Genomic DNA, 23,087 nt, shown 5'->3' on the forward strand with positions numbered 1-23,087 from the left:
CGGCACCGGTGACGTATAACGGGACCGTCCTGTCGGTCGCCGCGCGACATCCGCGGCGCGCGTTGAAGGTGGTTGGCGGATGAGGCTCACGGTCCTCGGCGGCGGGGGCTTCCGGCTCCCCCTGGTGTACGGCGCGCTCCTCGGCGACCATGCCGAGGGCCGGGTCACCGATGTCGTCCTGCACGACGTGGACACCGCCCGGCTGACCGCGATCGCCCGCGTGCTCGCCGACCAGGCGGCCGGCGTGCCCGACGCGCCGCGAGTCACCGTCACCACCGATCTGGACGAGGCGATCCGGGGCACCGACTTCGTCTTCTCGGCGATCCGGGTCGGCGGTCTCGAAGGCCGCGCGGCCGACGAACGCGTGGCGCTCGCCGAGGGGGTGCTCGGTCAGGAGACCGTCGGGGCCGGAGGTATCGCCTACGGCCTGCGGACGGTGCCCGTCGCCGTCGAGATCGCGCGCCGGGTCGCCAGGCTCGCGCCGGACGCCTGGGTCATCAACTTCACCAACCCGGCGGGGCTGGTCACCGAGGCGATGGCGCGCCATCTCGGCGACCGGGTGATCGGGATCTGCGACTCCCCCGTGGGGCTCGGCCGCCGCGTCGCGCGCGTACTGGGCGGCGACCCCGGTACGGCTTTCATCGACTACGTCGGCCTCAACCATCTCGGCTGGCTGCGCGGCCTGCGCATCGACGGCCACGACCAACTCCCGCGCCTGCTCGCCGATCCCGGACTGCTCGGCTCGATCGAGGAGGGCAAGCTGTTCGGCACGGACTGGCTCCGGTCCCTCGGCTCGATCCCCAACGAGTATCTGCACTACTACTACTTCAACCGCGAGACCGTACGCGCCTACCGCGAGGCCGAGCGCACACGTGGCGCCTTCCTGCGGGACCAACAGGCCCGTTTCTACGAGGAGATGGACCGGTCCGGAACGCCCGCGCTGGAGGCCTGGGACCGTACCCGCGCCGAACGCGAGGCCACCTACATGGCGCACAACCGCGAGGCGGCGGGCGCCGGCGAACGCGCCCCGGAGGACCTGGAGTCGGGCGGGTACGAGAAGGTCGCCCTCGCTCTGATGCGGGCCATCGCCCACGACAGCCGCTCGACGCTGATCCTCAACGTCCGCAACGGCACGACGCTTTCGGTGCTGGACCCCGAGGCCGTCATCGAGGTCCCGTGCCTCGTGGACGCGAACGGCGCCCATCCGGTGTCCGTGGCGCCGCTGCCGTATCACGCCACCGGTCTGGTCTGTGCCGTGAAGGCGGTCGAGCGTGAGGTGCTGGCGGCGGCGGAGAGCGGTTCGCGTACGGCGGCGGTGAAGGCGTTCGCGCTGCATCCGCTCGTCGACTCGGTGACGGTGGCGCGGCGGCTGGTGGACGGCTACGTGGACGTGCACCCGGGCCTGGCGTATCTCCGTTGATCGAGGCGCCGGGGGCCTCTGGGCCGTGTCTGACAAATAGCGCCGCCCGCCCGCAGGGCGGGGCACGCGGGGTCCGGTGCGTGCGATCGCAAGGCGGAGGATCAGCCCGGTAGATGGACCGGACGTACTTGGATGACTCCGACAACGCGGCGAGCGTGCGTGCAGGGCGTCGCGCGCCAGGCGGGATTTGTCAGACACGGCCTAGGGCCTGTCGTTTGGATCTTGCCGGGCTCGCGGTCCCTGGCACGCACGCCCGCCGCGTTGTCGTCAGTCGCCGACGCTCCGCGTCGTCTCCCTCCTCCGCCTTGCGACCGCACGCACCAGACCCCGCTCACTGATCCGGCCTGATCCAAAAGACAGACCCTAGAACCCGGCGATCAGCACCGCACCCGACACCGCCGCGAAGGCCAGGACCGTGATCCGCAGCTTCGCCGCGTCCACCCGGTGGTGTACGAGACGGCTGAGCCGGACGCCGAGCGCGAGGGCCGGCAGGAGCAGCAGCGCGGGCGACGCCTGGCCGGGGCTGCCCTGGCCGGTGGCGAACAGCAGCCCCAGGGAGGCGACTTCGCCGACGAGGAAGCAGACGGCGACCGTCGAGCGCAGCTCGGCCGGCGGCCGGTGCTGGTAGACCAGCGCCAGCGGCGGGCCGCCGACGCCGGTCGCCGTCTCGGTGAGGGCCGTGACGGCGCCGGCGCCGGCGTACGCCGTCCGGCCGGGGGTGAACGCGGGTGCCAGCAGGCTGACCAGCGCGGCCAGCAACGTCGCGGCGCCGACGGCCACGCCGAGGTGGCGTTCGGGGACCGCCCACAGCAGCGCCAGTCCGCCGGGGGTGGCCGCGAGGCGCGCCGCCGAGATCCAGCGGGCGCCGCGTACGTCGAGACTGGCGCGCTCCCGCCAGGCCACGTACAGATTCAGCGGGATCATCGAGGCCAGCAGGAACACGGGCAGCAGCCCGGGATCCACCATGCCGACGACGGGTGCGACGATGAGGGCGAAGCCGAGGCCGCTCGTTCCCTGGACGAACGCGGCCAGCGCGACCACGGCGGCGAGGAGCGCGATCGTCCCGCCGCCCAGCCCCTGGCTCAGCCCGTCGATCACACCGTTCCCCGGCCGGCTCCCTGACCCGCCGTCATAAGCCGGCGCTCCGTCACTTGCCGTGCAGCAGTATCGGAATCTCCTGCCAGCCGAACGCTATGAACGACGGCACCTGCTTCAACTCGTCGGCCTCGACGGCCAGTCGCATGTCCGGGTAACGGTCGAAGAGCGCGGGCAGGGCCGTCAGGGCCTCCATGCGGGCGAGCGGCGCGCCGATGCAGCGATGAACGCCGATCCCGAACGACAGGTGCTCGTCCGCGCCCCGGTGGATGTCGAACTCGGCCGCGTCGGGGCCGTACTGCTCGGGGTCGTTGCCCGCGGCGGCGAACGTGGTGACTATGGCGTCGCCCGCCGGGATGGTGACGCCGTCGATCGTGATGTCGGAGACGGCGTAGCGCAGCGGGAGGCTGGCGATCGAGGGGTGGACGCGCAGGACCTCCTCGATGACCGTCTCCCAGCCGACCTCGCCGGCGCGGACGGCGGCGAGCTGGTCGGGGTGGTTCAGGAGGGTCACGACGGCGTTGCCTATGAGGTTGACCGTCGTCTCGAACCCGGCGCCGATGACCAGCAGGAGGGTGTAGAGGAGTTCATGGTCGGCGAGCCGGTCGCCCTCCTCGTCGCGTACCCGGATCAGCTCCGTGGCCAGGTCGTTGCCCGGGTTCTCCCTCTTGTACGCGATCAGCGCGGGGAGCACGGTGCCGATCTGCTGCTGCACGGAGGCGGCGTGTTCGGGGGACGGGTCGGAGGTGTCGAAGACGTCGTTCATCATCGTGACGGCGGCGTCGCGCAAGTCGTCGGGTATCCCTAACAGTTCGCAGATCAGCCGCATGGGCAGCGGCTGGGCGTAGCCGGCCTTCACGTCGACCGGCCCGCCCGGTGCCGCCGCCGACGCGTCGAGTCCGGCGAGGAGGTCGGCGGTTATCGTCTCGACCAGTCCCCGCATCGCCTCGGTGCGCTTGTGGGTGAAGCTCGGCGAGACGAGCTTGCGCAGCCGGGTGTGTTCGGGGCCGTACGTGCTGAGCATGTTGACCACGCCGACCCAGCCGAGCACCCAGCTCCACTCGGGCTTCCTGTTGACCTCCTCCCACAGCGACCAGTGCAGCCGGGGGTCCTTGCTGACGCGCGGGTCCAGGATGAGGGCGCGCAGCGACGCGAAGCCGGTGGGCGCCCAGGCGGGGATGGAGCCGGGCAGGTCGACGGGAACCACGGAGCCCAGTGCGCGCAGCCGGACGCTCTCGGCGGGGATGTCCGCGCCGAAGGGGTCGAGGGGCACGCGAGTTGTCTCTGTCGTCATGCTCGGTCTCCTGACGTGTCGGGGGTGGCGACGGCGGTGTCCGGCCTACGAGGGGTGAAGCGGACGGGCAGCGCCTTGAGGGAGCGGATGAACGGGCCCGGCCGCCAGGCGAGTTGGTCGCGCGGCATGACGGGCTCCAGGTCAGGCAGCCACTGGGTGATGCGCTCGATGGCCTCGGTGGCGATGAGCAGCGCCTGCTGCTTGACCGGGCACTTGTGCGCGCCCGCGCCCCAGGACAGATGCGAGGCGTCGTGCGGATGGTGCGGCACCTGGGCGTCGTCCTGTTCGGAGAAGTACCCGAGCGCTCCGTAACTGACGATGACAGGCACCGACTTGCGCACCCAGACGCCGCGGAAGCTGAGCGACTCGCGCGCGTAGAGGATGCCGTAGTTCGCCAACGGGGTCTCGTGGCGGAGCACTTCGACGACCGCGTCCATCACGGGGCGGGAGCCGCTGGTGAGGGTGGAGTAGTACGCGGAGTTACCGAGAATCCGGGAGAGCGCGTTGGCGAGGAGGTTCGCCGTGGGCTCGTGGCCCGCGGCCATCATGATGAAGACCTGCCAGACGACCTCCTCGTAGGTGAGGTCCGCCGGGTGGTCGATGAGCCAACTGGTCAGGTCGTCACCGCGTTTGAGGTTCTTGGCGGTGACGAGCTCGGTGACGTACTGGCCGTACTCCACCTCGCCGGCCGCGGCCTCCTCGCCGCCCTCCATGAGCCGGCCGATGGAGTTGTGGAGCCGGGCGCTCTCGCTGTCGGGCAGCCCGAAGAGGTTGTTGAAGATCAGCGTCATCAGCGGGCGGGCGAAGTCGTCCACGAGGTCCGCGCTGCCCGCCGGGCCGAACCGGCCGACCAGCAGGTCCACGGCGCGGTGCACCCTCTCGCGCAGGTCGTGCGGCTCGACCAGGTCGAAGGCGTCGATGAGTGCTGTGCGGTAACGGGTGTGCGCCGCACCGTCGTTGAAGAGCGGGTTGGGGCGCCACTTCAGCATGCTGAGGATCGGTGAGTCCGGTGCGGCGCCGGCCTCCCACTGCCTGGAGTCGTGCGACCAGGTGTCCGGGTCGTGCAGGATGTCGAGCGCGGCCTTGCGGTCGGTGACGATGTACGCTGTCTCGCCGGGGGCGAGTTCGCCCCAGCCGACGGGGCCCTGGGCCTTGAGCGCCTCGTAGCGGCTGTGCGGATCGGCGGCGAACCCCTCGTCCCAGAGCCGGACCGGCGCGGAGAGGGAGAAGGCCTTCGCGGGGGCGGGGTACGAAGTCACCAGGTCACCGTGTTTCCTTCGGCGGGCGCGGCGCCGCTCCGGACGGCGCCGGCGAGAGCTTCGGCCTCGGCGCCGGCGGGCCCGCCGGCGGCCTGGCCTGCTATCAGATGCTGGACCAGCGCGAGCAGGGCGTCGATGGAGGAGTTGGTGTCACGCGCGTCGCACACGACCATCGGGGTGCTCGGCTCAAGGTCGAGCGAAGCGCGCAACTGCTCCACCGTGTACGCGCGCGAGTCGGGAAAGGTGTTGAGCGCGACGGCGTACGGCAGCCCCGACTCCTCGACCAGCCCGAGCACGTCGAAGGAGTCGTCGATACGGCGCGTGTCGACGAGGACGAGCGCGCCGAGCGCGCCGTGGGCGATGTCTGCCCACAGCGAGCGGAATCGCTCCTGGCCCGGGGTGCCGAACAGATAGAGCACGATCCCGCCGTCCAGGCTGATCCGCCCGAAGTCGATCGCGACGGTCGTGGTGGTCTTGTCGCGGACGCCAGCGAGGTTGTCCACGGACACCGACGCCTCGGTGAGGTGTTCCTCGGTGTGCAGCGGACGGATCTCGGACACCGAGTCGATCAGCGTGGTCTTGCCGACCCCGAAGGGGCCCGACACCAGGATCTTCACCAACTCGCGTGTGGTGTCCGGCAGGTGCAACCCGCCGGTGCCGGTGCCTGTGGTGCTACTGCTTGAGGGCGCGGAGGCCATCGGCCACTCTCTTCAACAGGTCGGGCGCGGGCAGGGCGGCCGGGGGTACCGGCGGGCGTACGCTCACCAGCCCCTGGTCCGCCAGCTCGGCGGCGAGTACGCGTACGGCGGAGACCGGCAGTTGCAGCAGGGCCGCGGCTTCCACCAGGGTGAGCGTTCCGCCGTCGAGCACGTCGAACAGCGCGTGCCGCGCGGCGGGCAGTCCGGCGGGGGCGGGCCCGGTCCCGCCGGTCAGCAGCGAAAGCCGCTCCAGCTCGGTGCGGCGCGGCCGAGCCACCCCGCCGGTGGACAGATAGGCGGGAACGAGTGGACGGCCGCTCCTGCGGCCGGTCATGCCGGAGAGCCGCCCTCACCCGCGCGCGGGGCGGCCGTCATCGTCTTCTCACCGAGTCTGGCGACCTGCGAGTGCACGCGGTGGGCGAGCAGGTCGAGCCGTACCTCGGGACCCCCGTACGCGGCGACGCACGTGCCGTGCGAGGTGGGGGCGACCAGGATGTAGCCGTGGTCGGACTCGATGACGATCTGTCGGATGTCGGCGTCGTCCTGGTCGGCGAAGGCGGCGGCGGCCGTACGGCACGCGCCCTGCACAGTGCTGGTGATCGCCGCCGTGCGTTCGGCGGTGGCCTGGCTGAGCGCCTCCGTGTAACCGGAGACGAGACCGTCCCTGGTCAGGAGGACGGCTGCCCGCACATGCGGGATTTCCAGGATCGGATCGAGCACCCACGCCGTTTCGCCGGCGTCGCGGCTTTTCATCGCGGGTCGTTCCCTTCGGGGTCGGCGGTGGATCGTGCCGCTGCGGTGCCGGTCTGGAGCGCGCCGAGCGCCGCTGCGGAGTCTTCGGGGGTACGGGCGGGCGGCGGGGCCTGCCCGGGGACGGGCCGGGCGGCCGGTACAGCCGTCTCGCCGCCGGGGCGGGCGCTGCGGCGTCTGCGCTGCGGCAGGACGTCGTCGGCGGCGCCGGGGGTGGGGGCGGGGGCGGTTTCGGTGTGAGTGTCGTCGGTGCGGGGGGAGTTGGTCCGCGTGGGGGTCTCGGGGGCGGCGGGAGGCGCGGAGTTGGCCGCCTTGCGGGTCCGCAGGGTCCGCGAGGAGACGCCGGTCCTGACGGGCAGCTTCCCGTTCGTCTCCGGATTCGCCCGCGGTTCCGGTGTCTCCGCCGGGCGGGTGGAGCGCGGCGCGGCGGCGGCCGGCGGCCTGAGCACCGGGTCGACATGGCTGAGCAGATGGTTGTTGACGAGCAGCACCGCGCGTACACCGCCGTACGGCGACGGGGTCGACAGGTCGACGGACAGGTCGAACTGCCGGGTGAGCTGGCCGATCGCGGCGAGCCCCATCCGGGGCGGGTCGCCGAGGTCGGAGAGCAGGATCGGTTCGCTGCCAGCCACCATCCGCTGCGCGTAGGCGCGTTCGTCGGCGGACATGCCGACCCCGGCGTCGTCGATGGTGACGGCGACCCCGTGGTGGGCGCGTTCCAGGTTCACCGTGACGTCGGTGTCCCGGGAGGAGTGCCGCAGCGCGTTGTCGAGGAGTTCGGCGACGATGATCGCGACCGGCTCGACGGCGTGCGAGACGAGCCCGGTGCCCGGCTCCAGATGGTTGTTGACGCGGACGCGGTGGTATCCGACGAGCCGCGACTGGCCGCCGGACACGGCGTCCACCAGGTGCGACTCCTCGCGGGCCAGGCCCACCCAGGCGCCGCACACCACGGCGGCGACCTGCGCGCGCCGCAGTGACTGCTCGTTCTCGTGGTCGAGTTCGAACAGGGTCTGGGCCAACTCGGGCTCGTCGTACTGCTGTTGCAGTCCTCGGAGCACGTCCTGGAGCCGGTAGAGACCGGCCTGGATCTCCCGGGTGGTGCCGCGCATGCCCGCGCGCGCCGCGGCGTCGAGCCGCTTGCGCTCCTGGGTCATGACGCCCAGCAGGCCGTCGAGCAGCCCTTCCAGCCCGGCGCCGGGCCGGGTGCGGGCGAACTCGGAGCTGAGCGGTCCTGGCACCTGGGCGTGCGGGTGCGCCGCCCGGGTCGCCACCGCGGGGATGCGCTTCTCGGTGAGATGCGCGATCTCGGCGGTGAGGTCGTCGGACACGCGCCCGGCCTTGGCCCGCTCGTTCTCCAGCCGGTCCCGCAGATCGGTGATCTCGTCGCGAAGTCGGGACCGGTCACGGCGGGAGCGGAGGAGTACCCCTCCCAGGACGAGAGCCAGCAGAGTTCCGGCGGCCAGGCCAACCGCGGCCGGAACCGTTATCTCGATCATCGGACGGACCTCAGGAGGATCGGGGACGTTGGGAGGGTCCGGAAGGACCCGTGAGGCGGACCCGCACAGTACACACCGTCATCGGGCGTGATCGCACCGCATTCCTGTGAAGATCCATTGGGAATCGCCTCCGTGAGGGCCGCGACCACCCGAAGTGTCCGGTATGGAAAGGCCGTTCGTGCACCGCGTGGAGTAACGGCCTACTTCCGGGGGGGCGGATGTGGGGGCAGGAGCCGACGCCGTCGGCGGACGACGTACCGGCGCGCGCGTCGTGAGCGATACGAACTGGCCGACTGCCCCGCGCGGAAGGGAAGTTCCCCTGGCCTACGCCTACCTCCTGGGCGGCCCCGTGGACGAGGCCCTGTTCCTCTGCTTCGAACGGCTGCGCATGGCCCGCACGGTCTTCGGCCCCGGGATCGTGGACCGGGAGGTCGACACTGTTTACGGCTTGCTGCGCGGCTGGGGATACCGCCTTGAAACGGCGGGCAGCCACGCGGTACGCACTTTGATCGCGCACGCGATGCTCCTCAACCGCAGCCCCCTGCCGGCAGATATGGACGCGGCAGTGCTGGAACGCCTGCGCCAGGCAGTGCGTTCCACCGAGAGGGCCTCCAGTGACATGCACTCTCTCCAGCGGACGCCGGCGGCGCTGGGACAGTGCGAGCCGCCCGTCGCCCGCAACGAGACCTTGTTGAGTGAACTGCGGGCCCAGCGGTGGATGGATGTGCCGGCGCCGTGGGCCGAGATCGTCTCCCGGTGGTTCGACACCTCTCCACACTCAGCCGCAACGTCCGCCTGGCCTACCGCCTGGATCTCGCCCGCATGGGCCGGTGGCTGGCTGTCGAGCATCCACAGATCACCGAGCCCGCCCAGTGGACGAGGGCGACCTGCGCGGCCTGAGTGGCCACGGTGGACCGGATGCGGATCGGTGACTACGTCGAACGCACCGCGAACCGTGGTGTGTTCGGAAACCCGATGTCCCAATCCACCAAGGACAGCGCCCTCACCGCCAGCCGCGCGTTCTTCCGCGACCTTCAGGAATGGGAGTGGATCCCGCGCCGGTTCGATTCCGGGCGCGCTCTGGAGACGCCCCGCAGCATCCGTGCACCGCTGGGCCCCAACCCCCGCGTCATTGCCGACGAGGTACACGACGGCACGGCCGCGAGTCCGGACGCTGGAATCGCCTCTGTCATGACGGTGACCAACCTCCTCCCCCTCCTTGGCGTCGCGAGCTCCCGAGCGGGAAGATCCTGTCCATGTTGAGTCGGGGGCGGGTTTGGGGGCTGTGGGGGGCTCTGGGGGTTTGTGCAGCGGCGCTTGTATGGCTCGCGGTTGCCGTGGTGCGGGGCGGGTGGCAGCTGGGTGACCAGGTGGCTAGTGTGCTGGGCGGTAGTGCGGGGATTCTTGCACTCCTTCTTGCCCTTGAGGGTCGTGCTCCCGCTGCGGCCGTGGGGCAGCTGCCTGGCGTCGGTTTGCCCTCTGTGCCCGAGTGGGTTGTCGGACGCGCCGAGGTCGAGCACGTCGTCGCGGCCCTGATATCCCCCCGGCGCTGGTCGTTTTGGCGCCGTCGGTCGCGTTCACATACGGGCGGTCGCCGAACCGTCGGTATCACCACTGGATTGCACGGTGCCGGTGGCTTCGGCAAGACCGTGCTTGCGCATCTCGTCTGTGCGGATCCCAGGATTCGGCGTCATTTCGGTGAGCGCGTCTACCTCGTGACCATTGGCCGTGATGTGCGGACACCGGCGGCCATCGCCGCCAAGGTCTCCGAGGTCACCCGGTACCTGACGGGTGACACCCGGGAGGTCGGCCAGGATCCCGCCGTCGCCGGCGCGCACCTCGGTGCGCTGCTCGATCAGCGGCCACGCATGCTCCTTGTGCTCGACGACGTGTGGGATGCCAAGCAACTCGCGCCTTTCCTGATCGGTGGCGGGAACTCGTGCGTGCGGCTGGTCACCACGCGGAATCCGTCCGTGCTGCCACCCGGGGCGGTGCCGGTGACTGTGGACCGGATGTCCCGTCACCAGGCGCTGTCCGTCGTAAGATTCGGGCTTTCCGGGCTGCCGGATCCGCTCGCCGCTCGCCTTGTGGATGCCACCGGCCGGTGGGCGCTGCTCCTGCGTATGGCGAACCAGCACCTCGCCATGCAGACCGCCACAGGCGCTGACCTCGCCGGTTCTGCCGAGCAACTTTTGGAGCGGCTTGAGCGGTTGGGACCCGCGAGCGCCGACAATCCGTATCTCGAACCGGATCTGGACGATCCCGCCCAGCGCAGTGCCGCGGTGCGGGCCAGCATCGAGGCGGCCACCGAGCTGCTGCCGCCGGGCGGTGGTCGACGCTTCGCCGAACTGGGTGTCTTCGCCGCGGACGAAGTGGTTCCACTGCCGTTGGTGTGCACGCTTTGGGGTGCCACCGCCGATTTGGACGAGGCGGGGGCACGGCGACTGTGCAAGCACATGAGCGACCTGTCGCTGCTCACACTCGACAGCGGTACTCCCGGGGGAACACTGAGCCTGCACGACGTCGTACGGGACTATCTGCGTGCTGAGCTCGGGGATGACCTCGTCGCCGTCAACGCCCGGCTGCTCGACGCCGTCGCCACCACCGAGGCGGTACCTGATGCTCCGGCCGCGCGGGACGGCACGTCGGTGCCCGCCTGGTGGACAGTGAGCGGTTCCTATCTTCTCGATCACCTCGTCGAGCATCTCGTCGACGCAGGCCAGGGCGTAGAGGCGGCGGCACTGGCGTCGGACCTCAGGTGGGTGCGTACCCGGCTGCACCAGCGTGGTCCCACCGCTTCCTGGCGCGATCTTGAAGCCGTCGGCACCTCCGCGTGTCGGGCACTCGCAAGGGACATCGCCCGCACCGCCCACCTGCTCTCCCCCACCGACCCCCCGCGCGCCCTCGACGACGTGCTGCTGAGCCGTCTCCAGCCCCTGCCGCACTGGAATGGTCAGGTCCATCTGCTGAGCGACGACGTGGCGATCACCAACCGTTGGACCCCACCCGACCTGCCGCACCAGGGACTCCGTCGATTGCTCGTCTTGGATCGGGGCGCCGCGATGGAGGATGTCGTCATTGGGCCCGAGGGAACGTGGCTGGCCACATCCGACCGGTACGGCATCCATGTCTGGGGCACCGCGAGTGGAGACGTGTACCGCACACTGCCCGACTCGTCCGGCGGCCTCCCCATGAGCCTCAGCTCCGACGGCACCCGACTCGCCTCCTCGGGCTACAGATACGTCCGTATCTGGGACACCGCCACCGGAGAAATCCTACGGACCGTGCGGACGCCGGAATTCTTCGGCCGAGCGTTCGGCAGGGGCGTGATCCTCAGCCCGGACGGACACAGGATGGTAGTCCAGGGCCGCAGGGGCAGGTTCTTGATCCTGGATGTGGACACGGGCAGGCGGCTTCAGACCCTTGACCTGGTGGCGGAGCGGACCACCGATTCGGAATCCCTGTTCCCTCCTCCCCGTGGCACCATGCTCTCCAGCCTCCGCGGTTCTCGCGAGTACAGAGTGGAAGACCTGGCGTTCAGCCCGGACGGGAACACGCTCGCCGTCGCCGTCGCCGTCGGCTTCGGGACTGGCGGGGAAGTGCAGATCTGGGACACTGCCACAGGAAAGCGGCGCCGCATCCTCCGCTTCGACGACAGGTTCGGGTCCCGAGTCTCTGCGGTGGCAATCGGCCCGAGCGGCGCGTGGCTCGCCGCAGGCAGTCTCCTCGGCGTCGGGATCTGGAACGTCGCCACCGGCGAGCTCGTCCACACCCTGAACGGCCCGGTGCACGTTCAGCGCATCGTGATCAGCTCGGACAGTGCATGGCTTGCCGTTCTCGAGGGCACGCGGGTGAGCGTCTGGGACACCGAAACGGGGGGCCTGCGCGGGGAGTTGTCCGGCAACAACAGCATGCGAGCCATCGCAGCCGCACCGGACGGCACATGGCTCGCATCAGCCGGCCGCGACGGCGTGCGGATCTGGGACGTCCCGGGAACTGGCCGTGACAGAATCTCAGCGCCCCTCAACCGACAGGCAGGCGTGTGGACCATCGCCGTCGGCCCCGACGGCACATGGCTGGCCACCTCCGAGAGTCGCGACACCGGGGTTGTGATACGCGATACCAGCACCGGTAACCAACTCCGCATACTGTCCGGCTACCCAAGTGATGGAATACCGCAGATCGTGCTCAGCCAGGACGGCACACGTCTCGCAACGCACCGATTCGAGCACGGAATCTGGTGCGGGAACACTGTCGGAGGCCCGATCCTGCGCCTCTTCATAGAGCCGCTCAGCGTATCCGCCATGGCCTTCACCTCCGACAATGCCCAGCTCCGCACCGCGCACTGGATACCGGACCAGGACCCGTGCGAGGTCCGCACCTGGGAGGTGGCCACCGGACGCCTGCTGAACACGGTGACAGCGGGCCGTCCTGGGGCGAGGGCCCTGGCGCTGTCACCCGACGCGAAAGTGCTAGCCGTCGCGTCGCATGGTGGTGTGACGCTGTACGAGGCCGTGACCGGGGAGCCGCTGCGCCCACTGGACGGCTGTGACGGCGATGTGCAGCGCGTGGCGTTCAGTGCCACCGGGAACTTCCTCGCGACCCTGGGTTCGTCCGGTCGCGTCCAGGTGTGGAACCGCGCCGACGGCTCACTGCGCGGGACTGTAGAGGCGACCGCCAGCCGCGAATTGAAGCTGGCCCTCAGCGCCGACGGCGACCTGATCGCCGTGTCAGCCAACAACAACATCCAGGTCCTGGCCACCGAGTCCGGTGCACTGCTCTCCGCGATGCGCACAGAGGACCACGTGTTCACGTGTGAGTTCGGCATGGACGGGCGCACGCTGTTCGTTGGCACCGCGTACGGGCTGCACGGATACGACATCCGACGGTGAGAGACACAGAATCCCGGCACCGTCTGCGGCGGCGACGATCTCGGTCAGGTCGCGGCGGAGCAGCGGTTCGCCGCCGGAGAGACGGCTCTGTACGACTCCGAGGCCGGCAGCCTGGCGGACCACGTCGGCCCGCTGATCGGCCGTCAGTTCACTCGCTCTGCCCACGAGTTCGACGGAGTGGGAGCAGTACGAGCAGTGCGGCGGTGATTCAGGATTGGCTTCTCGGTGACACACGGTGCGGACCGCATCCCGTCCGACCGCATCCGGTGGTCCCGGCGTGGCCGACCCCGATGACCAGTTCCGGGCGGTCCCACATCACCGCGGGCGGGTTCGCCGCGACCGTACCGACGCGTTCGGCGCCCACGCGCCGGTAGAAGCCCTCGGCGGGCGGGTGCGACACCACGCGTACGGCGGTGACACCGGCGGCGCGCGCCTCCTCCTTCATGTGCTCGACCAGCTGCCGCCCGACACCGAGGCCCTGGGCGGCGTCGGCGACGAACATCAGGTCCAGCTCGGGCGGGACGAGCAGCAGCGCGTAGAAGCCGAGCAGGCGGTCGTCGGGACCGGCGGCGAGGAAGACCCGATGCGCCTCGATGTAGTCGGGTCCGACGCGGTAGCCGGCGATCATGGGCGCGTACGGCCCCTCGTAGGCGCGGGACGCCCGGATGAGCCGGGTCAGCCGCTTGGCGTCGCGCGCGGTGGCCCGGCGGACGGTGGCGGCGGGGGCTGAACGGTCCGCCCCCCGGCCCTGGGACCGGGCCGCCGCCGGACCGGTCGCGGTAATGCGCGAGATCATGGCCGGAGTATTACGCACGGGCGAGACGGCCCGGACGGCGGGCCTCCGCCCGGCAAGATCCACACGACAGACCCCGGCCCCGCTTGTACGGTCGGGAAGAGTGCCAGGACCCGGCCGCACGAGAGGAAGCAGCCATGCTCGGCAGAAGCAAGGCGTTCAGCGGTTTCGCCGTGGACGACATCCCGCGGGCCCGCGTCTTCTACGAGGAGACCCTGGGCCTGAACGTCACGGAGGCGAACGGCATGCTGCAGCTGCGCCTCGGGGGCGGGGCAGAGGTGCTCGTCTACCCGAAGCCGGACCATGTCCCCGCCACGTACACGATCCTCAACTTCCCGGTCGAGGACATCGAGCAGGCCGTGGACGAGCTGGTCCGGCGGGGCGTGAGCTTCGAGCGCTACCCCGGTATGGAGGCCGACGACCGGGGCATCTTCCGGGGCGGCGGCCCGTACATCGCGTGGTTCACCGACCCGGCGGGCAACACGCTCTCCGTCCTCCAGGACCGCCCGGAGTGATCCGGCGGGGACGGCCTTGACCTCAAGCCTGGTTCAACTTCTACGTTCGTGGTCATCGGCAGACAGCCGGACGAGGAGGCAATCCCCATGACCACGAACACCGTTCCCGAGCACTACCGCCACTCCGTGATCGCCCATGTGATGGTCGACGGCGCCCACGCGGCGATCGACTTCTACAGCAGGGCTTTCGGCGCCGAGGAGCTGTTCCGTATCGACGGTCCTGAGGGACGCGTCGTGCATGCCGAGGTCGGCATCGAGGGATCGGTCTTCATGCTGGGCGACGCGGAGGGGCCGCTCTTCGGCGCGCCGACCGCGCTCGGCGGCGCCACCGTGGGGCTGCATGTCTTCGTCGCCGATGTCGACGCGCTGACGCGACGGGCCGTCGCGGCCGGGGCGGAACTGCTCCAGCCACCGGCCGACCAGTTCCACGGCGACCGCACCGCGATGCTGCGGGACCCCTTCGGACATGTCTGGGTCTTCCTCACGCACCTGGAGGACCTGACACCGGAGGAGATCACCCGCCGGGCGAGCGGACTCTTCACCGAGGAGTGATCTGCCGGGCACCTTCGGGGCCGGGTCCGTGGCCCGGCCCCAGGACAGTGAGCGCCGAGCACCACCGTCGCCACGTAGATGTCGGTGTCGGTGTCCGACAGTTCGGTCAAGCGCGGCTGGAAGACGACGGTGAGCAGGAACCCGAACAGGATCCGCACGCCGGTCCGCGCCACACGTAGCTCCTGGTGCAGCTCCGCCCAGCACATGGAGGCCCGCTCCGCAAGAGCTGAGGGCTGGCCGAATGCGGACGGACATGATGACGCCAACTCCCCTCCATACGAACGTATTCGGCCATCGAGCGGCTGCGCGGATACCGCTCGTACGCCCCATATCGCCGCACCGGCAACAGCGGCGGCACCCGGCCCGGCGGCCCTGCCCACGCCGTGGGCAGGGCAGTTCACGCGCTCGTACGACATGCTGAACCGCCGCGCAAACCGTGTGTGTTCGTGACGTGACCCGTCGCAGCCGTCCCGGTGCACAGGCTCAAACCCGTTGTCTCGCAGGCACTTTCGGCCTGCGCCACACACCGCGTCGCCGTGCCCCGCCGCTTTGCAGCAAAGCACTTCACGGGTGGGCGGGAAGCCGTTTCGAAGGCCCGGCGGAGGGGGCGGGGGCGAGGTCGCGTGGTGCGGACGGCCGGGGTCCGGAAGTCGGCCTTGTGTACGAAGCTTGCCCCGTCAACGATTCCATCCGTGCGGATCGAACAGGTCCGCGGTCGGCAACGGCCGGCCACGGACCGGCGCACGAACAACGGCCCACACCCCACGGGGCCGTGCTTTCCCCCCACCGATGGAGGATTTCGTGACCTTCAAGCGCTTCTCCCCCCTCAACGGCGTGTCCAGACGCGCTCGCCTTCTCGCCGTGACGTCCGGTCTGGTGACCGCCGTCGCGCTCGCGGCTCCGTCCGCGGTCGCCGCGCCGGCCCCCGAGGCCAAGGTGACGGCCGCCGTGCTCGCCGACGCCAGTTCGGCCGTCCTCGGCGCGGACGTGGCCGGTACCGCCTGGTACACCGACCAGGCCAGCGGCAAGATCGTCGTGACCGCCGACACCTCCGTCTCGGCCGCCGAGCTGGCCGAGGTCAAGTCGGCCCTCGCGGACACCGACGCCGGTGTGACGATCAAGCGCACGCCCGGCACCTTCAGCAAGCTGATCGCCGGCGGCGAGGCCATCACCACCGGTGGCGCCCGCTGCTCGCTCGGCTTCAACGTGACCAACGGCAGCACGAACTACGCGCTGACCGCCGGTCACTGCACCAACATCGGCAGCAGCTGGTCCATCGGCACGACCGCCGGTTCCAGCTTCCCGGGCAACGACTACGGGATCATCCAGCACTCGAACCCGAGTGCGGCCGACGGCAGGGTCTACCTGTACAACGGCAGCTACCAGGAGATCAACGGCGCGGCCGACCCCTCCGTCGGTCAGTCCGTCACCCGGAGCGGCAGCACGACCGGTGTGCACAGCGGCACGGTCACTGGCCTCAACGCGACCGTGAACTACGGCGCCGACGGCATCGTCTCCGGCCTCATCCAGACCAACGTCTGCGCCGAGCCCGGCGACAGCGGCGGCGCGCTCTTCTCCGGCACCACGGCGCACGGCCTGACCTCCGGCGGCAGCGGCAACTGCTCCTCCGGCGGCACCACGTTCTTCCAGCCCGTCACCGAGGCGCTCAGCGTCTACGGTGTGTCGATCATCTGAGGCCTCCGGGCCTCTGAACTCCCCGAGGCGTCCCGGTACTTCGAGGGTGACGATCCTCTGAGTCCCTGAAGGACGCAGGGACGACCCTGTCCCCGGCGGGCCGCGCACCAGGCGCGGCCCGCCGTCGTACGTCCGCGCCCGGGGCGTGTCCGGGGCGCGCCCGGAGCGTGTCCGATTCGTTCAAGACCGGCCGGCCGCTCCCGGCCTACGTTCGACCCATGACTCCACGATTTGATCTGATCGGCATCGTCGTCTCCGACATGGCGGCCTCTCTCGACTTCTACCGCAGGCTCGGTCTGGACATCCCCGCCGACGCGGACTCCGCTCCCCATGTGGAGGCCGCCCTGCCCGGCGGAACACGTATCGCGTGGGACACCGAGGAGGTCATACGCTCCTTCGACCCCGGCTGGACCCCGCCGTCGAGCGGCGACCGGGTGGGCCTCTGCTTCCTCTGCGACAGTCCCGCCGAGGTCGACTCCGTCTACGACGCGCTGGTCGGCGCCGGGTACCGGGGCCACCTCAAGCCGTGGGACGCGACCTGGGGCCAGCGTTACGCGGTGGTGCTCGACCCGGACGGCTGCGGCGTCTCGCTCTTCGCCAACGCCTCGTAGGCACCGAGCGTGAGACCGGCCAGATCGCGCGTCTCCCTGGCGAGATGCGCCTGGTCGGCGCAGCCCGCGGCGACGGCGGCCTCCGCGTACGGCACCGAGGCCCGTACGAGCGCGAGCGCGCGCTGGAGCCGCAGGACGCGGGCCAGGATCTTGGGGCCGTAACCGAAGGCGTCCAGGGAGCGGCGGTGCAGCCGGCGGGTGCCGAGACCGGCCATGTCGGCGACGGAGGCGACCGTGTGCCCCGCGTCGAGCCCGGCGACGACGGCCCTCAGCAGCGGATCGGGCGGCCCGGCGAGCGCCATCCGGCGAAGCGCCACGGATTCGAGCGCGGCGGCGGGGTCGGCGGCGGTGCCGATGCGCTCGGCGATCTCGCGTGCCTCGGCGCCGGGCCACAGGTCGGCGAGATCCACGCGCCGGTCACGCAGCTCGTACGCCGGTACGCCCAGGAGCGCGGGCGCGATGCCGGGCGCGAAGCGGACCCCTACGCACACTCCGCCGCCGGTCGCGTCGGCGGGCAGATCCGGCTGGTAGGCGTGGGTGTCGGGTCCGGCGACCCCCAGCCGGCCGCCGATCCAGAGCAGATCCATACAGCCGTCGGGCAGGACCGGGTAGACGGGGCCACCGCCCGGTACCCGCGCTGTCCGCGTCCACACGACGACACCGTCGGCGCGCGACGCCCGTTCCCTGTACACACTTCCAGGCTAGGGCGTGTCCCCGTGCTCCGGCCTGGTCCGGCCTGCTCCGGCCTGGTCCGGCCTGATCCGAAAGACAGGGACTAAGGCTTCTGCTCCCGGTCGCGGCCGGCGTGGAAGCGGGACTTCAGGTCGTCCGGTGGCAGGAAGCGGGACCATCGCTCCGGGAATTCCGACGGCATGTCCGGGTCGGGGCCGTACTCGCTCTCGTCCGTCTCCCCCGACAGCGCCTCCACACGCGCCACCAGCTCCGCCGCCTGTGCGGCCCGGAGGCGGTCGTTGGCGGCGCGGGCCGCCGCCGTGGCGACGGACGGCCAGACCCGGTCGATGGCGGCGTTGACGGCCGCGCCGACGAGGACCGCGAACGCCGAGATGCCGATCCACAGAAGGACCGCGATCGGGGCGGCGAGCGATCCGTAGATCGTGGGGCCCTCGACCGTACTGGTGAGATAGATCCGCAGCAGGAAGCTGCCGAAGACCCACATGCCGAGGGCCACGAGCGCGCCCGGGACATCCTCTATCCACGGCGACCGCGCGGGCACGGACACGTGGTAGAGCGTCGTCAGGAACGCGACGGAGAGCAGGATCACCACCGGCCAGTACAGGACGATGGCGACGTCCGTCCCCCACGGGATGATGTCTACCACCCTGTCCGGCCCCACCACCGCCAGCGGCAGCACGACGGCGCCGATGAGCAGCGCCACGATGTAGAGCAGGAAGGCGAGCAGCCGGGTGGCGACGATGCCTCGCCGGCCGTCGAGTCCGTACATCACGGTGATCGTGTCGATGAAGACGTTCACCGCCATGGAGCCCGACCACAGCGCGATCGCGAAACCGATGGAGATGAGGTCGGGGCGCCCGCCGTGCGTGACGTCCGACAGCAGGGGTTTGGCGATCTGGTCGACCCCCCGGTCCGAGAGGACCGTGCCGACGGCGGTGAGGATGTTCTCCTCGATCGAGGCGACGGTGGTGGTGTTGGTCCAGTCGTCTATGTACCCGAGTAGGCCGAGCAGCCCCATCATCAGCGGCGGCAGGGAGAGCAGCGTGAAGAAGGCCGCCTCCGCCGCGAGACCGAGGATCCTGTACTCGATGCACGAGTTGACCGTGTCTTTCAGCAGCAGCCAGGCCATCTTCCGCTTCGAGACGTTGCGGTAGAGGGCTCGGACCCGGCGGAGCCGGCGGAGTCGGCCCGATGGCCGCTCGGGTGTTTCGTTTGCTGCCTGCACCTCCTTACCGTAGCGGCATGACAGCCACCACCCACACAGTGACCAACCAGGTTCCGCCCCTGGTGGGATACGACGTCTTCAGCGGCGACCGGGCCCTCGCGGAAGGCCTGGAGCGGCACGCCACGCCCGAAGTCCTCGACCTGGCGCGGTCGGAGCTGTCCGCGCTCGGTCTGCTGGCCGGTTCCGCGCGGGCGCAGGAGTGGGGGACGCGGGCCAACGAGAACCCGCCGAAGCTGCGTACGCACGACCGGTACGGGAACAGGATCGACGAGGTCGAGTTCCATCCGGACTGGCACCAACTCCTTGACTCCGCCGTGTCGGCGGGGCTGACGGACGCCTGGGGCCGCCCCGACGGGCATCTGCGCCGGGCCGCCGGGTTCTACGTCTGGACGCAGGCGGAGGCCGGGAACGGCTGCCCGGTGTCCATGACGCACGCGGCGGTGCCCGCGCTGCGGACCGAGCCGGAACTGGCCGCCGAGTGGGAGCCGAGGCTCACCTCGCACCGGTACGAGCCCGGTCTGCGGCCCGCCGCGGAGAAGGCCGGCGCGCTGTTCGGGATGGGCATGACGGAGAAGCAGGGCGGCAGCGACGTACGGGCCAACACGACGGCCGCGAAGCCGCTGGACGCGGCCGGCGAGTATCTGCTGACGGGGCACAAGTGGTTCTGCTCCGCGCCGATGTGCGACGGCTTCCTGGTGCTGGCCCAGGCGCCGGCCGGGCTGACGTGTTTCCTCGTGCCCCGGGTGCTGCCGGACGGGACGCGCAACGTGTTCCTGATCCAGCGGCTGAAGGACAAGCTGGGCAACCGGTCGAACGCGTCGAGCGAGGTCGAGTTCGACGGCACCTGGGCCCGCCGGGTCGGCGAGGAGGGGCGCGGGGTGCGCACCATCATCGAGATGGTGGCGGCGACGCGGGTGGACTGCGTACTGGGCTCGGCGGCGCTGATGCGCCAGTCGGTGGCGCAGGCGGTCCATCACGCCGCGCACCGCAGCGCGTTCGGCGGTCTGCTGATCGACAAGCCGCTGATGCGCAACGTACTGGCCGATCTGGCGCTGGAGTCGGAGGCGGCGACGACACTGGCACTGCGGCTGGCCGCGGCTCAGGACGCCGAGCAGAGCACGGGTTCGGAGGCGGAGCGGGCGTTTCTGCGGCTCGCGGTGCCGACGGCCAAGTACTGGGTGACCAAGCGCTGTACGCCGGTTGCGGCCGAAGCCCTTGAGTGTCTGGGCGGCAACGGTTACGTGGAGGAGTCGGGGATGCCCCGGCTGCTGCGTGAGTCGCCGCTGAACTCGATCTGGGAGGGCTCGGGCAACGTCCAGGCACTCGACGTGCTGCGGGCGCTCCAGCGCGAGCCCGAGGCGCTGAACGCGTTCCTCCAGGAGGTCGGCGAGGCGCGTGGCGCGGACCACCGGCTGGACGGGGCGATCAAGGACCTGCTGACCGAACTCGCCGATCTGGACGGCGTCGAGGCCCGCGCCCGGCGGCTGGTGGAGCGGATGGCGCTGGTGCTCCAGGGCTCGCTGCTGGTGCGGTGGGCACCGCCGGCGGTCGCGGACGCGTTCTGCGCGTCACGGCTCGGCGGTGACTGGGGTACGGCCTTCGGTACGCTGCCGCACAGCCTGGACCTGGAGTCGGTGGTGACGCGGGCGCGGGCGGTCTGACGCGCCGTCGGCCGGCCTCGGCGGGCGCCGGCGGCCGGGAACAGACCGGACGCGGAGACGCGTTGAGGCCGGGGGTGGTGCTGCGCCGACACGGCACCACCCACGACTTGATGTCACTTTCACGTATGTCGCGGTTGTCTGCCAGAGTTGCAAGTGGTTGCAGAAAATCAGAACGATCGCGTAATCGACAGACGCGCCGTACGTGGCGGGGGGCCCGATGAAGGACACACCGCTCGACCTGTCACGGCTGGCGACGATGGACGGCGGGCAGGCGACGCGGCTGCTCCAGCGGATCCGGGAGGCGTCGCTGGCCGGTGACCGGCCGCCGGTGGCGCCCCGGCCCGTCATCGGGGCGTCGTGGCAGCGGATGCGGCGGCTGGGTGTGGACCCGGACCGGCAGGCGGGGCGGGTGGTGCTGGCGGCGGCGGAACTCGAACACCGGCGTCGTACGTCGGCACTCGCGGAGGTGATCCGCGGCGTCACCGGCGGACTGACCGATGTCGCCGACGCGACGCTCCAGATCCTGGTCGTCTCGGACGACCAGGGCCGGGTGCTGTGGCGCGAGGGGAACCCGAGGGTGAGCCGGCGGGCGGACAGCATCAGCCTCGCGGAGGGCGCGGCCTGGGCCGAGCAGGTCACCGGGACCAACGCCATCGGTACGGCGCTGGCCGCCAGGGCGCCCGTCCAGGTCCACTCGGCCGAGCACTTCGTGCACACCCTGGCGCACTGGACCTGCGCGGCGGCGCCCGTGCACGACCCACGTGACGGACAGCTGCTGGGCGCCATCGACGTGAGCGGCCCCGCGGTGGGTTTCCACCCGACGACGCTGGCGCTGGTCACCTCGGTCGCCAGGCTCGCCGAGAGTGAGCTGCGGGAGCGGCACCAGCGGGCCGTGGAGCGGCTGCGCTCGGTGGCGGCGCCGATCCTGTGCCGGGTGGGCGGGCGGGCCGTGGCCGTCGACACACACGGCTGGACGGCGGCCGTCACGGGGATGGCGCCGGTGGACCGGCTGCCGCTGCCCAAGTCGCTCAGGCCGGGGCGGCTCTGGCTGCCGTCGCTCGGAATGTGCACCGCCGAACCGCTGCCGGGCGGCTGGCTGCTGACCGTGGAGGAGGAGCCGCCGCCGGACACACCGAGCAAGGTGGTGCTGGATCTGAGCCGGCCCCGGCGCTGGTCCCTGACGGTGACGGGGGCCGCGGGCAGCTGGGCGCAGGAGCTGACGCCGCGCCACGCGGAGCTGCTCTACGTCCTGGCGGTGCACCGGGACGGCCGGAGCGCGGCGGAGCTGGCGGCGGACGTCTTCGGGGACCCGACGCGCACGGTGACGGTGCGGGCCGAGATGTCGCGGGTGCGCCGTCATCTGGCGGGGGTGCTGGCCCACCGGCCGTACCGCTTCAGCGAGGAGGTCGAGGTGGAGGTCGTACGGCCGGAGCACCCGGCGGATCTGCTGCCGCACTCGACGGCCCCGGCGGTGGCGGGCGGCCGTCTGTTCGGGCTGGACCCCGCGTAGCGGAAGGGCGCGCGGGCGGGGGTGCGGAGGGACCGTGTCATCCGGGCGGGGGCGCGGTTTGGACGGTGCGGGGGCGCGTGATTCCCTGGCGGTCATGAGCATCACTGTGACCACGTGGTCCCTGGAGCAGACCTCCCCCGCCGATCTGCGGCCGGCCGCGGAGCCCGAGGGCGATGTGCGGATCATCCGGTCGGAGGTCCCCTCGGCGGAGTTCAGCCGGTTCCTCTACACGGCCGTCGGCGGTGACATCCGCTGGACCGACCGGCTCGCCCTGAGTTACGAGGAGTGGCACGAGGCCGTATCCCGGCCGGGTGTCGAGACCTGGGTGGCGTACGAGAAGGGCACCCCGGCCGGGTACGTGGAGCTGGCGGCGCAGGAGGACGGCACGGTCGAGATCGTGTACTTCGGGCTCCTCCCGGCCTTCCGTGGCCGCCGTATCGGCGGGCATCTGCTGTCGTACGCCGTGGCCCGCGCGTGGGACATGGCGGAGCGCCGGCCGGGGCGTACGCCGACGAAGCGGGTCTGGCTGCACACCTGCTCCAAGGACGGGCAGTACGCCATGGACAACTACCTGCGGCGTGGCTTCACCCTCTTCGACACGAAGGTGGCCGAGGAGCCCGACGTGGCGGCGCCGGGGCCGTGGGCCGGGGCCGAAGCGACGTCCCCGGCCGCACCCCACCCCGCGCCTCATCTCGCATAGCGGGACAGTCTCGTCCACATCATGGATAGTGGTGGACTGGCCTCAGATCCGCGTGCCAGGCTTCCCCCCATGTCTACAGCTGGAATCGCCTTGGTGAGTCGGCGGCACGTCGATCTCGGCCGCATGTCCAGCGCCATCTGTCGCGCGAGCTGATCAGCACAGCCCCGCCACGCCCCACCCGCACCCCCCCTTCGCTCGAATCCCACTGCGCACCGCTGCGCCCGT

22 protein-coding genes and 1 pseudogene are annotated in these 23,087 nt (G+C 71.0%); 12 read left to right on the plus strand and 11 right to left on the minus strand.

What is annotated here, in order from left to right; translation table 11 throughout:
- Positions 1-79: 79 nt before the first annotated feature.
- Positions 80-1,420: a 6-phospho-beta-glucosidase gene (locus OIE74_RS07345; RefSeq protein ID WP_329379679.1), complete on the plus strand. Its 1,341-nt coding sequence runs from the start codon at positions 80-82 to the stop codon at positions 1,418-1,420.
- Between the two features lie 363 nt (positions 1,421-1,783).
- On the opposite strand, the gene OIE74_RS07350 is transcribed toward OIE74_RS07345, so the two are convergent.
- From OIE74_RS07350 to OIE74_RS07380, 7 genes are all read right to left on the minus strand, one after another.
- A complete protein-coding gene (locus tag OIE74_RS07350) occupies positions 1,784-2,494 on the minus strand; it encodes a TSUP family transporter (protein ID WP_329392203.1) in 711 nt (236 codons plus the stop codon).
- A 73-nt stretch (positions 2,495-2,567) separates the two neighbouring features.
- Complete coding sequence (locus tag OIE74_RS07355; protein WP_329379681.1) at positions 2,568-3,809, minus strand: cytochrome P450 family protein; 1,242 nt, start codon at positions 3,807-3,809, stop codon at positions 2,568-2,570.
- On the minus strand, positions 3,806-5,068 hold the full coding sequence (locus tag OIE74_RS07360) for a cytochrome P450 (RefSeq protein ID WP_329379684.1): 1,263 nt from the start codon (positions 5,066-5,068) through the stop codon (positions 3,806-3,808). Before OIE74_RS07360 ends, OIE74_RS07355 begins: the two co-directional genes overlap by 4 nt.
- Positions 5,065-5,766 carry a GTP-binding protein gene (locus OIE74_RS07365; RefSeq protein ID WP_329379686.1) on the minus strand — a complete coding sequence of 234 codons (702 nt, stop codon included), beginning with the start codon at positions 5,764-5,766 and terminating at the stop codon, positions 5,065-5,067. The genes OIE74_RS07360 and OIE74_RS07365 overlap by 4 nt, the downstream gene beginning before the upstream one ends.
- Complete coding sequence (locus OIE74_RS07370) at positions 5,741-6,100, minus strand: DUF742 domain-containing protein (RefSeq protein ID WP_329379689.1); 360 nt, start codon at positions 6,098-6,100, stop codon at positions 5,741-5,743. The genes OIE74_RS07365 and OIE74_RS07370 overlap by 26 nt, the downstream gene beginning before the upstream one ends.
- Entirely contained in the window at positions 6,097-6,519 is a 423-nt protein-coding gene (locus OIE74_RS07375; RefSeq protein WP_329379691.1) for a roadblock/LC7 domain-containing protein, read from the minus strand. Before OIE74_RS07375 ends, OIE74_RS07370 begins: the two co-directional genes overlap by 4 nt.
- Positions 6,516-8,015 (minus strand): ATP-binding protein, encoded by a 1,500-nt coding sequence (locus OIE74_RS07380; protein WP_329379694.1) that lies wholly within the window; start codon positions 8,013-8,015, stop codon positions 6,516-6,518. The genes OIE74_RS07375 and OIE74_RS07380 overlap by 4 nt, the downstream gene beginning before the upstream one ends.
- Before the next feature lie 756 nt (positions 8,016-8,771).
- Here OIE74_RS07380 and OIE74_RS07385 point away from each other — a divergent pair.
- Genes OIE74_RS07385 through OIE74_RS07395 form a run of 3 tightly spaced genes read left to right on the plus strand, consistent with a single transcriptional unit; the run spans position 8,772 to position 12,907 of the window.
- Complete coding sequence (locus tag OIE74_RS07385) at positions 8,772-8,915, plus strand: hypothetical protein (RefSeq protein WP_329379697.1); 144 nt, start codon at positions 8,772-8,774, stop codon at positions 8,913-8,915.
- A gap of 18 nt (positions 8,916-8,933) precedes the next feature.
- Positions 8,934-9,278: a hypothetical protein gene (locus tag OIE74_RS07390; RefSeq protein WP_329392587.1), complete on the plus strand. Its 345-nt coding sequence runs from the start codon at positions 8,934-8,936 to the stop codon at positions 9,276-9,278.
- A complete protein-coding gene (locus tag OIE74_RS07395) occupies positions 9,272-12,907 on the plus strand; it encodes an NB-ARC domain-containing protein (protein ID WP_329392204.1) in 3,636 nt (1,211 codons plus the stop codon). Before OIE74_RS07390 ends, OIE74_RS07395 begins: the two co-directional genes overlap by 7 nt.
- Positions 12,908-13,115: 208 nt before the next feature.
- On the opposite strand, the gene OIE74_RS07405 is transcribed toward OIE74_RS07395, so the two are convergent.
- Entirely contained in the window at positions 13,116-13,703 is a 588-nt protein-coding gene (locus OIE74_RS07405) for a GNAT family N-acetyltransferase (RefSeq protein ID WP_329379699.1), read from the minus strand.
- A gap of 134 nt (positions 13,704-13,837) precedes the next feature.
- Between OIE74_RS07405 and OIE74_RS07410 the strand changes: the two genes are divergently transcribed.
- Positions 13,838-14,215 carry a VOC family protein gene (locus OIE74_RS07410; RefSeq protein WP_329379702.1) on the plus strand — a complete coding sequence of 126 codons (378 nt, stop codon included), beginning with the start codon at positions 13,838-13,840 and terminating at the stop codon, positions 14,213-14,215.
- 87 nt (positions 14,216-14,302) lie between these two features.
- The gene (locus OIE74_RS07415) at positions 14,303-14,767 is read left to right on the plus strand and encodes a VOC family protein (RefSeq protein WP_443076048.1); all 465 of its coding nucleotides are present in this window, start codon (positions 14,303-14,305) and stop codon (positions 14,765-14,767) included.
- Between the two features lie 35 nt (positions 14,768-14,802).
- Here the strand turns inward: OIE74_RS07415 and OIE74_RS07420 are convergent.
- Positions 14,803-15,033, minus strand: a pseudogene (locus tag OIE74_RS07420) (DUF6328 family protein); the annotation flags it as partial.
- A 535-nt stretch (positions 15,034-15,568) separates the two neighbouring features.
- Between OIE74_RS07420 and OIE74_RS07425 the strand changes: the two are divergent.
- Together OIE74_RS07425 and OIE74_RS07430 are read left to right on the plus strand one after the other, a co-directional pair.
- Positions 15,569-16,462: a S1 family peptidase gene (locus OIE74_RS07425; protein WP_329379704.1), complete on the plus strand. Its 894-nt coding sequence runs from the start codon at positions 15,569-15,571 to the stop codon at positions 16,460-16,462.
- Between the two features lie 167 nt (positions 16,463-16,629).
- Positions 16,630-17,073: a VOC family protein gene (locus tag OIE74_RS07430; protein ID WP_443076050.1), complete on the plus strand. Its 444-nt coding sequence runs from the start codon at positions 16,630-16,632 to the stop codon at positions 17,071-17,073.
- On the opposite strand, the gene OIE74_RS07435 is transcribed toward OIE74_RS07430, so the two are convergent.
- Both OIE74_RS07435 and OIE74_RS07440 read right to left on the minus strand, forming a co-directional pair.
- Complete coding sequence (locus OIE74_RS07435; RefSeq protein ID WP_329379710.1) at positions 17,013-17,765, minus strand: helix-turn-helix domain-containing protein; 753 nt, start codon at positions 17,763-17,765, stop codon at positions 17,013-17,015. The two genes, OIE74_RS07430 and OIE74_RS07435, sit on opposite strands and share 61 nt — an antisense overlap.
- 83 nt (positions 17,766-17,848) lie before the next feature.
- Complete coding sequence (locus OIE74_RS07440; protein ID WP_329379713.1) at positions 17,849-18,991, minus strand: YihY/virulence factor BrkB family protein; 1,143 nt, start codon at positions 18,989-18,991, stop codon at positions 17,849-17,851.
- A 17-nt stretch (positions 18,992-19,008) separates the two neighbouring features.
- Between OIE74_RS07440 and OIE74_RS07445 the strand changes: the two genes are divergently transcribed.
- The 4 genes from OIE74_RS07445 (at position 19,009) to OIE74_RS38605 (ending at position 23,015) form a co-directional block, all read left to right on the plus strand.
- Positions 19,009-20,652 (plus strand): acyl-CoA dehydrogenase family protein, encoded by a 1,644-nt coding sequence (locus tag OIE74_RS07445; RefSeq protein ID WP_329379716.1) that lies wholly within the window; start codon positions 19,009-19,011, stop codon positions 20,650-20,652.
- A gap of 217 nt (positions 20,653-20,869) precedes the next feature.
- Positions 20,870-22,162: a helix-turn-helix domain-containing protein gene (locus OIE74_RS07450; protein ID WP_329379719.1), complete on the plus strand. Its 1,293-nt coding sequence runs from the start codon at positions 20,870-20,872 to the stop codon at positions 22,160-22,162.
- Positions 22,163-22,256: 94 nt separating this feature from the next.
- The gene (locus tag OIE74_RS07455) at positions 22,257-22,862 is read left to right on the plus strand and encodes a GNAT family N-acetyltransferase (protein ID WP_329379721.1); all 606 of its coding nucleotides are present in this window, start codon (positions 22,257-22,259) and stop codon (positions 22,860-22,862) included.
- Between the two features lie 69 nt (positions 22,863-22,931).
- The gene (locus OIE74_RS38605) at positions 22,932-23,015 is read left to right on the plus strand and encodes a putative leader peptide (RefSeq protein WP_356584885.1); all 84 of its coding nucleotides are present in this window, start codon (positions 22,932-22,934) and stop codon (positions 23,013-23,015) included.
- Positions 23,016-23,087 lie beyond the last annotated feature (72 nt).

The sequence above is a fragment of the Streptomyces sp. NBC_01716 genome, assembly GCF_036248275.1.
In the GTDB taxonomy this organism is placed as follows: Bacteria; Actinomycetota; Actinomycetes; order Streptomycetales; family Streptomycetaceae; genus Streptomyces.

What these genes read in the sequence shown, in the direction of transcription:
- OIE74_RS07345 (WP_329379679.1), top strand. Translation starts at nt 80, where the DNA reads ATGAGGCTCACGGTCCTCGGCGGCGGGGGCTTCCGGCTCCCCCTGGTG.
- OIE74_RS07355 (WP_329379681.1), bottom strand. Translation starts at nt 3,809, where the DNA reads ATGACGACAGAGACAACTCGCGTGCCCCTCGACCCCTTCGGCGCGGAC.
- OIE74_RS07365 (WP_329379686.1), bottom strand. Translation starts at nt 5,766, where the DNA reads ATGGCCTCCGCGCCCTCAAGCAGTAGCACCACAGGCACCGGCACCGGC.
- OIE74_RS07370 (WP_329379689.1), bottom strand. Translation starts at nt 6,100, where the DNA reads ATGACCGGCCGCAGGAGCGGCCGTCCACTCGTTCCCGCCTATCTGTCC.
- OIE74_RS07375 (WP_329379691.1), bottom strand. Translation starts at nt 6,519, where the DNA reads ATGAAAAGCCGCGACGCCGGCGAAACGGCGTGGGTGCTCGATCCGATC.
- OIE74_RS07380 (WP_329379694.1), bottom strand. Translation starts at nt 8,015, where the DNA reads ATGATCGAGATAACGGTTCCGGCCGCGGTTGGCCTGGCCGCCGGAACT.
- OIE74_RS07390 (WP_329392587.1), top strand. Translation starts at nt 8,934, where the DNA reads ATGCGGATCGGTGACTACGTCGAACGCACCGCGAACCGTGGTGTGTTC.
- OIE74_RS07395 (WP_329392204.1), top strand. Translation starts at nt 9,272, where the DNA reads ATGTTGAGTCGGGGGCGGGTTTGGGGGCTGTGGGGGGCTCTGGGGGTT.
- OIE74_RS07405 (WP_329379699.1), bottom strand. Translation starts at nt 13,703, where the DNA reads ATGATCTCGCGCATTACCGCGACCGGTCCGGCGGCGGCCCGGTCCCAG.
- OIE74_RS07410 (WP_329379702.1), top strand. Translation starts at nt 13,838, where the DNA reads ATGCTCGGCAGAAGCAAGGCGTTCAGCGGTTTCGCCGTGGACGACATC.
- OIE74_RS07415 (WP_443076048.1), top strand. Translation starts at nt 14,303, where the DNA reads ATGACCACGAACACCGTTCCCGAGCACTACCGCCACTCCGTGATCGCC.
- OIE74_RS07445 (WP_329379716.1), top strand. Translation starts at nt 19,009, where the DNA reads ATGACAGCCACCACCCACACAGTGACCAACCAGGTTCCGCCCCTGGTG.
- OIE74_RS07450 (WP_329379719.1), top strand. Translation starts at nt 20,870, where the DNA reads ATGAAGGACACACCGCTCGACCTGTCACGGCTGGCGACGATGGACGGC.
- OIE74_RS07455 (WP_329379721.1), top strand. Translation starts at nt 22,257, where the DNA reads ATGAGCATCACTGTGACCACGTGGTCCCTGGAGCAGACCTCCCCCGCC.
- OIE74_RS38605 (WP_356584885.1), top strand. Translation starts at nt 22,932, where the DNA reads ATGTCTACAGCTGGAATCGCCTTGGTGAGTCGGCGGCACGTCGATCTC.